Source organism: Sphingomonas sp., from assembly GCF_041661885.1.
Taxonomy (GTDB): domain Bacteria; phylum Pseudomonadota; class Alphaproteobacteria; order Sphingomonadales; family Sphingomonadaceae; genus Sphingomonas.
Genome location: NZ_JBAZTL010000008.1, coordinates 44,485 through 58,783, shown reverse-complemented (window position 1 = coordinate 58,783; position 14,299 = coordinate 44,485). Strand labels below are relative to the sequence as shown.

Below are 14,299 nucleotides of genomic sequence, written 5' to 3'. Positions count from 1 at the left end.
AGGTTTTCTGCATGATCGACCGGCGTCATTTCCTCGGCACCGGCGGCCTCGCGCTCGCCGGGCTGGCAAGCACCGGCCTCGCTGTTGCTCCCCGCGCGCTACGTGGCGAAGCCTTGATCGCCGACATCCAGCACCGCACCTTCCGTTATTTCTGGGACACGACCGATCCCGCAACGGGCCTCGCGCCCGATCGTTGGCCGACGCCGTCTTTCGCCAGCATCGCCGCCGTCGGCTTCGCGTTGACGGCATATCCCATTGGCGTGGTGCATGGCTGGATTAGCCGTGCGCAGGCGCGCGCACGCACGCTCGCCACGCTGCGCTTCTTCGCCGAAGCCCCGCAGGGCCCCGCCCCCACCGGTACCGCCGGGCATAAGGGCTTCTTCTACCACTTTCTCGACATGAAAACGGGCACGCGTTTCGGGCAGACCGAGCTTTCGACGATCGACACCGCACTGCTGCTTGGCGGCGTGCTGTTCGCGCAAAGCTGGTATGATAGCGATCACCCCGACGAGCGCCGCATCCGCCAACTCGCCGAACAAATCTATGGCGCGATGGACTGGAGCTGGTTCACCCCGCGCGCTCCCTTCATCGCAATGGGTTGGCACCCGGAGACCGGCTACATCCGCCACGATTGGGACAGCTATAACGAATCGCTGTTGCTGTATCTGCTCGCGCTCGGCTCCCCGACCAATCCGCTGCCCGCCGAGACATGGGACGTATGGACCGCGCGTTTTGCTCCGGCGTGGAGCGACCGCTGGGGCAAGCCGCATCTCGCTTTTCCGCCTTTGTTCGGCCACCAATACAGCCAGACCTGGGTCGATTTTCGGGGTATCCGTGACCGGTTTATCGCCGCCAGGGGCCTCGACTATTTCGAGAACAGCCGACGCGCGACCTATGCGCAACGCGCTTACGCCGCCGCCAACCCCGGCCATTTCGTCGGCTATGGTGCCGATTGCTGGGGCCTGACCGCGTGCGACGGCCCAGGCGACTTTACCGCCACGTTCAACGGACGCCCGCGCGAATTTTTCAGTTACTCGGCCCGCGGCCCGGGTGACCGCGATGACGGTACGATTGCCCCCACCGCCGCGCTCGGCTCGATCGCCTTTGCCCCGGAAATCGTGGTACCCGCCGCCGAGACGCTGCACCGGCGTTATGGCCACGCCATCTACCGCAAATTCGGCTTCGCCGACTCCTTCAACCCGACGCTGACCGCCACATCTCCTGCGGTGCGTGAAGGGGTGGTGATGCCCGGTGCCGGATGGGTCGCCAACGATCATCTCGGCATCGACCAGGGGCCGATTGTCGCCATGATCGAAAACCGCCGCTCGGGCCTTATCTGGCGGACGATGCGCCGCAACACCCATATCCGACGTGGTCTGGCGCGGGCAGGATTTTCGGGCGGCTGGCTGGCATGATGCTCGCGGCATTGCTGTTGGCGGGGGCGGCGCAAATCGCGCCGCTCGATGGCTTCGAGACGCTCCAGCCGTGGAAAGCCGACGCGTCAAACGGCGTCGGTGCCGAGATCGATTCGGTGCCCGGCGCGACGGGCACCGCATTGCGGTTGCGCTATGATTTTCACGACGTCGCGGGCTATGCCTTTGCGCGCCGCACTTTGCCAATCGACTGGCCAGTCAATTATGCGATCCGCTTGAAGGTGCGTGGCACTGGCGGCGTCAACGACTTGCAGATCAAGTTTACCGATGCGAGCGGCGCCAATGTCTGGTGGTATCAGCGCCGCAATTTCCGCCCGTCCGCCACCTGGCAAACGCTGGTGCTGCGCCCGCGCGACCTCAGCTTTGCGTGGGGGCCAAGTAGCGACACCACCCTGCGGCACACCGCGGCAATGGAGGTCGTGCTGGTGCGTGGCCGCGACGGCGGAGCAGGCGAAATCGCGATTGACGATTTGACCTTTGAGCCGCTCCCGCTCCCCGGTCCGCTCCCCTCCCCCCACGCAAGCGACGCGGCGGTGCTGGACGGCGATCCCGCGAGCGCGTGGCGCGGCCACGGCGGCGAGGGCGTGACGGTGGATTTTGGTGGTGCCAAGCCGCTCGGCGGCGTGGTTCTGCGCTGGGCCCCCAACGCTGGCGCGGCGCGCTATACCCTTGAGGCGTCTGACACCGGAAGCGACTGGCGCACGCTGCGCCAAGTCGATGCCGGAGACGGCGGCGACGATCCGATAGCCCTGCCCGAGACCGAAACACGCTATCTCCGCGTCTCCCTCCCCGCCGACGCGCCGCCTGCGGCGCTCGCCGAGATCGAGACACGTCCACCCGAATGGGCCGCGACGCCCAATGCCTTCGTCGCAAGCCTGGCCAAGGCCACGCCGCGCGGCACCTTCCCGCGCGGCTTCTCGGGCGAGCAGCCCTATTGGACGCTCGTCGGCTCGGCCAATGGCGGCCCCGCCGGGTTGATCGGCGAGGATGGCGCAATCGAGGTCGGCAAGGGTGCGTTTTCGATCGAGCCGTTTGTCGTCGCCGATGGGCGCACCTTCGGCTGGGCCGACGTAACCGCGACACAATCGCTGGAAGACGGCGCGTTGCCGCTGCCGCACGTGCAGTGGCAAGGGGCCGGGTGGCGGCTCGACACCAGCCTGTTCATCGACAGCGCCGCGCCGCGCCTGCTTGCCAAATGGCGGCTGACCAATACCGGCACCACCCGCCGCACCCTGCATTTGCTGCTCGCGGTGCGCCCGCTCCAGGTCAATGCGCCGACGCAGTTCCTCGGTCAGCCCGGCGGAGTCAGCCCGATTTCCCGGATCGTCTGGCAAAACGGCACGCTGACCGTCACCGCTCCGCCCGCAATCGAAGGCGATGCCGCCACCACGCGAACGCTGCTGCCTCTCGTCGCGCCGACGCGGGTAGCAGCGCGCGCGTTTGACCAGGGCGCACTCGCCATTCCCGTCACTGGCGGCGCGTCGGCGGTCGAGGACCCGACCGGTCTCGCCACCGCTACGCTCGGCTATGACCTTATGCTGGCCCCTGGCGAAAGCGCAGACGTACCGATGGCGATCCCGTTTGCCGATGCGCCCGCCCCGCTCGACCGTGCGGGCTTTGACCGCGCCCACACCGCGACCGTTGCGGCGTGGCGCAGCACGCTTGGCGCCGTCACCCTCACCGTTCCGCCATCCCGCCAGGCGGTCGCCGATACCGTGCGCACCGCGCTGGCGCATATTCTGATGAGCCGCACCGGCCCTGCGCTGCAACCCGGTACGCGCTCCTATGATCGAAGCTGGATTCGCGACGGCGCGATGATGTCCGACACGCTGCTGCGGCTCGGCCTTAGCGCACCTGCACGCAGCTTTGCCGACTGGTACGGGACCAAGCTGTTCGCCGACGGCAAGGTGCCGTGCTGCGTCGATCCGCGCGGCCCCGATCCGGTGCCCGAGAATGATGCGAATGGCGAATATATCCATCTCGTAACCCAGCTATATCGCTTCACCGGAGACCGCGCCGCGCTCACCCGCGACTGGCCAAGGATCGACGCCGCGCGTCGCTATATGGACAGCCAGCGCGCCAGCGAACGCACCGCCAGCAGCCCGGCGTTCAGCTTCGGCCTGATGCCGCGTTCGATCAGCCACGAGGCCTATTCGGCCGAGCCGCAATACAGCCTGTGGGACGATTTCTGGGCGCTGACCGGCTATAAGGACGCGCACTTTGCCGCCACCACGCTCGGCCGTCCCGAAGCCGGTGCCATTGCCGCCGCGCGCAATCAGTTCGCGGGGGACGTCCACGCCGCGATCAAGGCTTCGACCGCCAAGTTCGGCATCGACTTTCTCCCCGGCGCGACCAGTCTCGGCGATTTCGACGCGACTTCGACGACGATTGCGCTCGACCCGGCGGGTGAACAGGCCGCGCTCGATGACACATTGCTGCGCAACACCTTTGCCAAACAATGGGCCCGCGTCGAAAGCCGCAGCGCGCCCGATGCAAAATGGGCCGACTATACGCCCTATGAGTTGCGCAACGTCTCGGCCTTCGTGCGGCTGGGCTGGGCGGAGCGCGCGAACCGGTTGCTCGATTTCTACATGGCCGGGCGGCGTCCGGCGGCGTGGAATGGCTGGGGCGAAGTCGTCGGTCGCCTGCCGCGCGAGCAACGCTTTATCGGCGACATGCCCCATGCCTGGGTTGCCTCCGACTTCATCCGCGCTGCGCTCGACCTGTTCGCCTATGAACGCTTTGCCGATCACGCGCTGATACTGGGAGCGGGGCTGACCACACCGTGGTTAAGCGGACACGGCAGTGCCGTTTCGGGCTTGCGTACTCCTTATGGAGCGCTCGACTTTGCGATTCACCAGACGGGCCAAACGCTGACCGCCACGCTCGCGGGAACCGCGCGACCGCCCGGCGGCTTCGTGCTGGCATTGCCCTCGTCGAGGCGCCCGCGCTTCGCCACGATCAATGGCCGCATCGTGCGATTGGCAAAGGATGGGCTCCATATCCCCGCGACCGGCGAAAAGCTGCGCATCGTTATCGCAACCGATCATCGGGGGTCGCCCGCGCCATAGAAGCACAGGGCAACGCCGCCCCACAGCTTTCCGTGTTTTACAACGGCGCGCGTTCGCTTAACGTTTGGGATATGCTCTCCTCGCTTCTTCTGCTCGCGGCAAGCGCCAGTCAGCCAATGGCGGCGGCGCGGGTTACGTTCGATCTTGCAGGGGAGCGGTCCGTGCAGGTTTCGGGATATGCCGATATCGCCGCCGCCAGAATGCTGAGCGCGGACGATCTGGTTCGGATTGCGTCTATTTCCAAGCTGGTCACGGCGATTGCGGTTTTGCGGCTGGTCGAGCAGCACCGGCTAAATCTCGATGCCGATGTGTCGGAGGTGCTCGGTTACCGCTTGCGCAATCCCGCCTTTGCCGACCGACCGATCACGTTGCGGCTGTTGCTGTCGCACCGATCGAGCCTGACCGACGGGGTCGACTATGTCCTGCCGCTCGACGCCGATCTACACCGCGTGCTCGCCGATCCGAAAATATGGGATGCCGAGCACGCGCCAGGCGCCTATTTCCGGTACACCAATTTGAACTTTCCCGTGATCGCAGCGGTGATGGAACGCGCGACCGGCGAGCGGTTCGACCGGTTGATGCAGCGTCTCGTGTTTGCGCCGATGAAGCTTGATGCTTGCTACAATCTCACCACCTGTTCGGACACGGCGGCACGGCGGGTCGTGGTGCAATATCGGTCGGGGACGGTGACCCGCGATGATTATCACGGGCTGCGCCCATCTTGCCCGGTCACGCCCGCGCGGGATGGCACCTGTGACCTGTCGCAATGGCGCGCGGGTAAAAACGGGGCGACCTTCGCGCCGCAAAGCGGGCTCTACATATCGGCACATGGCCTTGCCCGGATCGGGCGAATGCTGCTCGACGAGGGGCGGATTGATGGAGTGCGCATCCTGACGCGGCGCTCGGTCAAACTGCTCGAAACTCCGCAATGGACGTGGAATGGCGATAGCGGGGCGGGCAGCAATGGGGAGACCTGGCATGGGCAGATGTGCCGCTATGGCCTGGCGGTCGCCTTCCCGGCAACGCCAGTGGCTGGCTGTCACGACGATCCTTTTGGTGACGGACGCGCGCGTTGGGGGCATCTGGGCGACGCTTATGGGCTGAAATCTGGGCTGTGGATCGATCCGCGACATCGCTCCGGTATCGCCTATTTCGCGACCGACGTTCCCGCCGTCCCCGGCACGCGCTCGGCCTATAGCCGCACCGAGGAAACGCTGGCGCAAGGTGTTGCTCCATGAACCTGCGCCACATCGAAATTTTTCATGCGGTTTATGTCAACGGCTCGGTCAGTGCGGCGGCGCGGGCGCTCAATATCTCGCAACCCTCGGTCTCCAAGACGCTGCGCCATGCCGAATCGCTGCTCGGTTTTCCGTTGTTCGAACGCGCGACGGGCCGTCTCGTGCCGACCGAGGATGCGCATATCCTGTTCACCGAAGTCAGCGAAATTCAGGACCGGGTTTATGCGCTGCGCGAGGCGGGGCGGAACCTCAAGCGCGGAACCGGCGGAATTTTGCGGGTGTCGGCGCTGCCCTCGCTCGCGCTCGACGCGCTGCCGGTTGCGGTCGCGAGCTTCCTGCGCAGCCATCCGACGGTGAAGTTCGACCTGCAAACGGTCCATCATGACGATTTGCTGCGCAAACTGTACGAGCGCGAGACCGACATCGCGATCGCCTATGCGGTGCCGCCAGCCGCGCCGATCGGGCATCGCTGGCTTGGCGAAGGGGAACTCGTCGTCCTCTACCGCGAGCAGGACATGCCCGATGCGCCGCCACGGCTCGAGCTGGAATGCCTGCGCGACAAACGCTTTATCAGCCTCGCCGCGAGCGGCCCGATCGGACAATTGTTCACGCAGGAATTGCAGCGGCTCGATCTCGAGCTCGACGAAGTGGTGTCGGCGCGAACCTTCTACATCGCGACCGCGCTGGTGCGGCAGGGCGTGGGAATGACGGTGGTGGACAGCTTTACCGCGCAGGCCTCGCTCAGTCCCGGTTTGTCGGTGCGGCCGCTGAAACCGCAACTGGCGTTCGATGTCCATGCGATGTTCCTGCTCAACCGCCCACCGACCGCGCTGGCCACCGAATTCCTCAAGACATTGGCGCGCGTAATCGACGCGGCCTGAAGCAACCGCATAACGAAAGGCTATGCCGCGCGGCGCACTCGTTATGCTTTGGCTGTGGCTGCCGCCAGTACGGTGGGCGGCATGATCCCTGGACCCTATTTGCTGTATCTTGGCCACAGCACCGACACGATTGGCATCAAGACCTCACGCGGCCTCGCCACCTTCCGCCCGGCGGATTGCGTCGGCGAATTTCGCTATGACGATTGTCCGCTGACACTGGGCCTTGACCGGCTGACGATTGCGGAAGGAGCGGCGGCAGGCGCGCGCACCCTGGTGCTGGGCATCGCCAATTCGGGCGGTACGATGGGGGAGGATCTGATCGCGGATGCCATCGCCGCGCTCGAAGCGGGGATGAACGTCGCCGCCGGACTGCATCAGCGCCTGCGCGACGTGCCACGGCTTTCAACGCTCGCCCGCGAGCGTGGCCTTGCCTTGTTCGACGTGCGCGATCCGCCGGAGAATCTGGTGGTCGGAACGGGATACCCCCGCGCCGGTCATCGGCTGTTGACGGTCGGCACCGATTGTTCGGTCGGCAAAATGTATGCGACGCTCGCTTTGACCACGGCGCTGCGCGCGCGCGGCATCACCGCCGATTTCCGCGCGACGGGACAGACCGGCATCCTCATCGCCGGGGGCGGCATACCGGTCGATGCCGTGGTGGCCGATTTCATCTCGGGCGCAATCGAGCAACTCACCCCCGCGCGCGATGACGATGGCTGGGACGTGATCGAAGGGCAAGGGTCGCTGTTCCATCCCGCTTTTGCGGGCGTCTCGACCGGATTGCTGCACGGCGCGCAGGCCGAGGCGATCGTGCTGTGTCACGAACCCGATCGCGCGCACATGCGGGGCCTGCCCGGACGCGCCTTGCCGGATCTGGAAGAATGCCTGGCGATGAATCTGCAGGTCGCGCGCCTCACCAACCCGCGCGTGCGCGCGGTCGGCGTGTGCCTCAACACCTCCGCGCTCGACGCAACGGCAGCGCGCGCGCTGTGCGAACGCACCGAGGATCTGCTCGGCCTGCCCTGTACCGATCCGATCGCCTTTGGCGTCGATCCCATCATCGATGCGCTCCATGCCCCGCACGCTTGACGCGCGACACGACCGTTTCGCGTTGCACACGCCGTTCCGCATTGCGCGCGGTGTTAAGACAGCGGCGGACGTCATCACGGTAACGATCACGCAGGACGGATATGTTGGCCGCGGCGAGGGCGTTCCCTACCCGCGTTATGGCGAGAGCGTCGCGATTTCCCTGGGCGAGGTTGCGCGCGTGCGCGATGCCATTGAGGGTGGCGCGGACCGCGCGGAGCTGCTCGGTCTGCTGCAACCGGGCGCGGCGCGCAACGCGATCGACTGCGCCTTGTGGGATTTGGAGGCGAAGCGCACGGGCCACGCGGTTACGACGATGATCGACGGGCCTGACCCCACATCAATGGCAAGCGCGTTGACGGTCGTCATCGACACACCGGCGGCGATGGCACGGGCGGCCGCCCTGATCGCCACCGCGCCGCTCATCAAGGTCAAGGTCAACCACGAGAACCCCGCCGCCCAACTGCGCGCAGTGCGCGCCGTGGCACACAATGCCACGATGATCGTCGACCCCAATGAAAGTTGGGACCGCACCCTCGTTGAATCGATGCAGCCGCTGCTGGTCGAACTCCGCATCGCGCTGCTCGAACAACCGGTGCCGGCCAAGGACGATGCCTGGCTCGCCGAATTTGCGCCGCTGGTGCCGATTTGCGCCGATGAATCGGTCCATACCGTCGATGATCTCGATCGGATTGCCGCGCGCTATCAATGCGTGAACGTCAAGCTCGACAAGGCTGGCGGATTGACCGCCGCACTTGCCCTCGCCCACGGTGCCCGCGCACGCGGCCTGGGGATGATGACGAGCTGTATGGTCAGTTCCTCGCTATCGATCGCGCCCGCGCTGCACATCGCAATGCTGTCCGATTTTGTCGATCTTGACGGGCCATTGTGGCTGGCGGAGGATCGCGATGGTGGGGTGACGGATAAAGGGGGCATCCTGTCGCCACCGGCCCCCGGTTTCTGGGGTACGCCATGAATATCAGCCGGATCGGATTGTTGATCGGCGTAGCGCTGGCGTCGATCAGCGCGTCGACCCCGCCTTCCGCCGACCTGATCCTGCGCGGCGGCACGATCTATACCGGTTCGGACGCACCGTTCGTCGGCGACGTGGCGATCGAGGGTGACCACATTGTCGAAGTCACGCCGCATGTGGCGCGCACCGCCGCGCGCGTGATCGACGCGCATGGCATGATCGTGGCACCCGGTTTCATCGACCCGCACACCCATATGGGCGATGATCTTGCCTCGGACGATCCGGCGCGGCGGCTGATCCCGATGTTCCTGATGCAAGGCGTGACGACGGCGTTCATCGGCAATGACGGCGGCGGCGCGATCGACATTGGCAGCGTGCTCGACAGCGCGCGGACACGCCCGGTCGGGATCAATTATGCCAGTTATACGGGTTTCGGCACGATCCGGCAGCGCGTGATCGGCGAGGCCAAGCGCGCACCGACCCCGGATGAGCTGGCCCAGATGCAGGCGCTGGTCGCAACCGCAATGTGCCAGGGCGCGATCGGGCTTTCGACCGGGCTGTTTTATGCCCCGCAAAGCTTTTCCAGGACCGACGAAGTGGTCGCGCTCGCCGCCGAAGCCGGCAAACGGGGCGGCTTTTACGACAGCCATATCCGCGATGAATCGAGCTACACCGTCGGGCTGTTGGCGGCGATCGACGAGGAGATCGAAATTGCGCGTGCCGCGCATATTCCGGCGCATGTCTCGCACATCAAGGCGCTTGGCGTCGATGTGCAGGGCCAGGCCCCGGCGGTAATCGCGCGGATCGCGGCAGCGCGCGCGGCGGGGCTTAACATCACCGCGAGCCAATATCCGTGGTCGGCGAGCGGCTCCAGCATGGTCGCCTCGCTCGTTCCGTTATGGGCGCAGGACGGCGCCCGCACGGCGATGCTCGCGCGCTTTGGCGACCCCACGCAGGCCACGCGGCTGCGCGCGGACATGGCCGAAAACATGCGCAAACGCGGCGGGCCAACCAAGCTGTTGATTACCGAAGGTGCCGAACGCAACCGCACGCTGGCGGAGGTAGCGGCGGCGACCGGGACCGATCCTATTACGGCGGCAATCGCGGTGATCCGCGTTAGCGACCCGGGCGTGATTTCGTTCAACCAAAGCGAAGCCGACATCGCCGCCTTCATGCGGCAACCCTGGGTGATGACCGATTCCGACGCATCGCCCGGCCACCCGCGCGTTTATGGCAGTTTCGCGCGCAAATATGCGAAATATGTCGTCGCCGATCACGTCCTGACGCTGCGTGAAATGATCGAGCGCAGTTCGTCGCTAACCGCCGACACCTTCGGCCTGACCGGGCGCGGGCACCTGAAAGCCGGCGCCTTCGCCGATGTCGTGGTGTTCGATCCGCGCCGCTACGCACCGCGCGCGACTTACGAAAAGCCAACCGAGCTTGCGGTCGGCATCCAGACGGTGCTGGTCAACGGCATCCTAGCGGTTGACGGTGGCAAGCTGACCGGTCGTGCCGCCGGACGCGCGCTGCCGCATCACCCGCCCGCCGGAACCTGTCCCTGAGCGTCAGTTCGTTTCGCTATAATGCTGCGGATTGCGGGTTCCGGGCGCGGGCAGCGGCGCGGCCCGATCATCAGCCACGCCTGCCCGATAGAAGCGGATATTGTCGAGTTGCAGCCACGCCTTGCCGCCGGGTTGCCCTTCGAGCCGGACGATCAGCGCGCGCAATTTCGTGAGATCGAGTGCTGCGTTCCGGTCACGGCTGGCGAAGGCGCTGAACGGGATGTGGAAGCTGTGCTGCACCTCCCCCGCTTCGAAACCGGTGCGGAACCAGTCATCATCGTTGATCGCATAGCTATCGAACAACAGATCGTAGCGACCACTGCCGCGCGCATCGAACGCGACACCGGTGAAGCCACGCGCATCGGCGAGCTGCACCGCGCCTTGCGTGAGCGGCAACACCAGTTGCGCGAACGGACGCGGCTTGGCCCCCATATGCGCGATGAGGAAGACCGGACGATCGGGCGACTTCGGATCGTCGCTGCCCGGTCGAACAAAATCGAGGTGGCTGTGGTCGACGCCGGAATCGGTACTCTCAACCGGCAAGGTGTCGAGATCGGTACGTCCGTCTTTCCGCGCGCCGGTGTCGATTGGCCCCGGCATGATGTGGAGCGGCAACGGTGTTGGTGCCGCCCCGTTCACCAGCGCGCGCAGCGGGGCGAGCGCGATCTCGCGCCCCGACACGAACACGCGCGCGACCTTCCACAAATCGGTGATGCGTTCATCTGGCCGCCCGTCGATCAGCACCAGATCGGCACGCTGGCCCGGCGCGATTCGTCCGTTGTCCGCCGACTGCCCCAGAATATCGGCACTGGTCGCGGTCGCAGCGACCAGTGCTTCGGCGGGTGTGAAACCGAGCTTGGTCAACCACCAGATCTCGCGCAGCGTGCCGGGGCCGTGATACACGCCCTCGATCCCGGCATCGGTGCCGACCCCGATACGCACGCCCGCCGCCTTCAGCCGCCGGACATTGTCCTGCATGATCGCCCAGCGCTTCGCATCATAAGCCGCGACCGGCTTTGATGATTGCGCCGCATGGCTTGCTTCGAACGCCGCCTCGGGTGGGGTCAGCGCGCGTTGCTCCTCGGGTTCGAAACGGCGGGTCTGCTGCGGCTCATACACCACCAATGTCGGGATATAGGCGGTGTGGTTGGCCTTCATCTGCGCGATCAAATCATCGTCGATCAGCGCATCCCCCGCCCCGTGCCCCACGGCATCGACTCCAGCCATCGCGGCGACACGGTCGCCCTGCACGGTTACCGTATGGGTGATGACCGGCAAACCGGCCTTGTGCGCATCGGCCACGATCGCAGAGAGCGTCGGCACGTTCATGCTGTTGAGATCGCTGTCGCGCCCATAGCGCCAGCCATCGGCAAAGACCTTGATGAGGTTGGGCTGGTACGGCAGCGCGGTCGCCATCGCAACATGTGCGGCGGCGGGGGTTGCGGCCTGCAGCGTGAAGAAGGCACCCCAGCCATATTCGGTGCCATGCCCACCCGGCACGCCCACGCGCACCGCCAGCTCAAGGTGCGGTGCCGCCACCGCCCCCGAAGCGACCATCTGGCGGATCGGCGCAATCATTTCGCCCGACACCGAATAGTCGTTCACCGACGTTACGCCTGCCAGCAGATAGCCGGCATAGGCCTTGCCCAGATCATCGGGCGCATCGTAACCCGGCGAACGCAGATGCGTGTGGAGATCGTGTAATCCGGGGATCAGCGTAAGCCCCCGTGCATCCACGCTGCGCGCGCCACGCGGCTTGCGCAGATGCGGGCCGACCGCGACGATGCGATCCCCGCGCACCAGCACGTCGCCGATTGTCGCGGGCGCACCGCTGCCATCGAACACCCGTGCGCCACGGATCATCACCGCATCGTCGGGGCCCGCAGCGATACCCACCGCCGCAATCGACGAAAGTGTCAGAAACGCAGCAACCCACTTCATCGCGTAACCTTGTGCATGAGCGTGCGATCCAGAAAATCATCGGTTGCCCGATAGCTCGCCAGCCAATCGGCGTAGCGGAAGAAGTCGTGGCGCTCATCGGGAAAGACGAGTTGTTCGAACGGCACCTGCCGTGCGGTGAGTTCGCGCGCGAGCAGCAACGACTGGTAGAAATCCACGCTCTTGTCGTCGTCGCCGTGGATCAACAATACGGGCGAGCGCCACGACGCGATCGCGCCCAGCGGTGAGGATTGCCACTGCAACTGATGCGCCGCCGCCTCTGCCTCTGGCGACAGTGTCTTCTCGACCGGGCGAACCATCGCGTGGACGCCGTGGAAATCCACCCCGGCGGCGAACAGATCGCTGTTGCGGGCGAGCGCTAGCGCGGTGAGATATCCACCCCAGCTCCCGCCCCAAATCCCGATCCGCGCCGGATCGACATCGCTGCGCGCCGCCAGCCATTTGCCTGCGGCCAGCACGTCGCGATATTCCGATGCACCGCCACGCGCCTGGCCCGGTGCCTCGCGAAAATCGTGGCCGTACCCGGTGCCGCTGCGATAATTCACCGACAGCACGTCATAGCCCTTGGCCGCGAAATGCTGGTTCAGGATGTAGGCGTTCGAATAATAATAAGAGGTGTGGAAGCCGGGCAACATCTGCCGACGCGGGCCACCATGCACATAGACCAATGCCGGATGCTTGCCGGGGCCGCGCGCGTGGAACAATTGCGCGTGGACCAGCACGCCATCCTCCGCCGCGAAGGTGACCGTTTCGGGTGCCGTAAACCCCGCGACCGTGGCGGTGGCGTGCAGCGGCGCGAGACCTCCGCCGACCAGCGCGGGGTGCGCAAGTTGCGTCGCGCTGGTCGCCATCACCGCGAGCGTATTCTGGGCAAAGGTCGGAATCGATTCGCTCCCCGCGCCTTGCGTCAGCCGCGCCGCCGCGCCGCCGGTGAGCGACACCGTCCAGATGTGACGCCGTTCGAGGTCTCCGGCATTGGCGGCATAAACCAGTGCTTTGCCGTCCGCCGACAAGAGAAAGCTCTCCAGCTCGAACGTACCCGGCGTGAGATCGCGCGCGGTGCCGCGCACCGGATCGAGCGCATAAGCGTGCAGCCAGCCGCTCCGCTCCCACGGGAAGACGATCGTGCCGTCCGTCGTCCAGAACAGATTGCGTGCGCGGGTTCCGGCATAGGCTCCGCCAGCCCCTGTCGGTGCCGACCATAGCGTTCGCGCGGCACCAGTCGCAAGCTCGACGCCGCGGATCGACCAATAGCGCCCGCTATCGTCCGTGGCGGTGGCGGGAGGATCGACGAAGCGGATATAGGCGATGCTCTTGCCATCGGGGGCAAAACACGGCTCGACCGCGAAGCCCAAACCGGGATCGAGATAGCGCAACCGCGCCTCCCCGCGCGCCGCGACGTCGAGCAAGGCGATGAAGCTGTGGTCGCCGCGTTCGTCCACGAACAGGAGCTGGCTACCGTCTGGTGACCATTCCAACCGCGAAACCTCGCCAGCAACCGACGCCACACGCCGCGCGCCCGCCGTCTGGCTCCACAGCCAGATCTCGCCCTTGCGCGTATAAGCCAGCCGCTCGCCATCCGGTGCGAAAACCGGTACATGGCCGTCGCCCACCGGTTCCGCTGCGCCGCCGGTGGTGGATGTTATGAAAATTTGTTGCTTGGGCGGGTTTGCGCTGGCCGCGGTATTGGGGATGCTGCCATCGGGAAATTCGGGATCGCCACCGCGCACAAAGGCGACCCTTGCGCCATCCCGCGTCAGCGCAAGATCGGACAGTTGCTGCCCGTCATCCTCGGTGAAAGCGGTGATCGCGCGTGCAGGCATATCCCGCGTCGCGACCCAGATGTTGCGCACGCCGCCCGCATTCTCGACCCAGGCGAAGCGCGGCGTGTCGGCGGCACCGACCAGCCCACTCGCAATCGGCAAGGCCAAGGTCGCGGCCAGATCATCGGCCAGCGCCGGTCGTGCCAACAGCAGGGCGCAAAGCCCCAACCCCAATGCGATACGCCGTGTCATACCCGCATAGTGGAGCCGCGCACGAGTGCCGACAACCGGCGATCGGCCCGATCATGCGCAACGGTTATACCGGGGGCAACG

The 14,299-nt window shown here is 65.9% G+C and carries 9 protein-coding genes; 7 read left to right on the top strand and 2 right to left on the bottom strand.

Features of this window, described 5'->3' with window-relative positions; all coding sequences use genetic code 11:
- Positions 1-11: 11 nt before the first annotated feature.
- From WC704_RS15320 to WC704_RS15290, 7 genes are all read left to right on the top strand, one after another.
- Positions 12-1,415, top strand: coding sequence for a glucoamylase family protein (locus WC704_RS15320; RefSeq protein ID WP_372891427.1), 1,404 nt, complete (start codon positions 12-14; stop codon positions 1,413-1,415).
- Complete coding sequence (locus tag WC704_RS15315) at positions 1,412-4,504, top strand: discoidin domain-containing protein (RefSeq protein ID WP_372891425.1); 3,093 nt, start codon at positions 1,412-1,414, stop codon at positions 4,502-4,504. Before WC704_RS15320 ends, WC704_RS15315 begins: the two co-directional genes overlap by 4 nt.
- A gap of 71 nt (positions 4,505-4,575) precedes the next feature.
- Positions 4,576-5,742: a serine hydrolase domain-containing protein gene (locus WC704_RS15310; protein ID WP_372891423.1), complete on the top strand. Its 1,167-nt coding sequence runs from the start codon at positions 4,576-4,578 to the stop codon at positions 5,740-5,742.
- Positions 5,739-6,623: a LysR family transcriptional regulator gene (locus tag WC704_RS15305; protein WP_372891421.1), complete on the top strand. Its 885-nt coding sequence runs from the start codon at positions 5,739-5,741 to the stop codon at positions 6,621-6,623. Before WC704_RS15310 ends, WC704_RS15305 begins: the two co-directional genes overlap by 4 nt.
- A gap of 81 nt (positions 6,624-6,704) precedes the next feature.
- The gene (gene dgcN, locus WC704_RS15300; protein ID WP_372891419.1) at positions 6,705-7,712 is read left to right on the top strand and encodes an N-acetyltransferase DgcN; all 1,008 of its coding nucleotides are present in this window, start codon (positions 6,705-6,707) and stop codon (positions 7,710-7,712) included.
- Entirely contained in the window at positions 7,696-8,685 is a 990-nt protein-coding gene (gene dgcA / locus WC704_RS15295) for an N-acetyl-D-Glu racemase DgcA (RefSeq protein ID WP_372891417.1), read from the top strand. The genes dgcN and dgcA overlap by 17 nt, the downstream gene beginning before the upstream one ends.
- Complete coding sequence (locus WC704_RS15290) at positions 8,682-10,244, top strand: amidohydrolase family protein (RefSeq protein ID WP_372891415.1); 1,563 nt, start codon at positions 8,682-8,684, stop codon at positions 10,242-10,244. Before dgcA ends, WC704_RS15290 begins: the two co-directional genes overlap by 4 nt.
- A gap of 3 nt (positions 10,245-10,247) precedes the next feature.
- On the opposite strand, the gene WC704_RS15285 is transcribed toward WC704_RS15290, so the two are convergent.
- Positions 10,248-12,185 carry an amidohydrolase family protein gene (locus WC704_RS15285; RefSeq protein ID WP_372891413.1) on the bottom strand — a complete coding sequence of 646 codons (1,938 nt, stop codon included), beginning with the start codon at positions 12,183-12,185 and terminating at the stop codon, positions 10,248-10,250.
- The gene (locus WC704_RS15280) at positions 12,182-14,218 is read right to left on the bottom strand and encodes an alpha/beta fold hydrolase (protein ID WP_372891411.1); all 2,037 of its coding nucleotides are present in this window, start codon (positions 14,216-14,218) and stop codon (positions 12,182-12,184) included. The genes WC704_RS15285 and WC704_RS15280 overlap by 4 nt, the downstream gene beginning before the upstream one ends.
- Between the last annotated feature and the right edge of the window lie 81 nt (positions 14,219-14,299).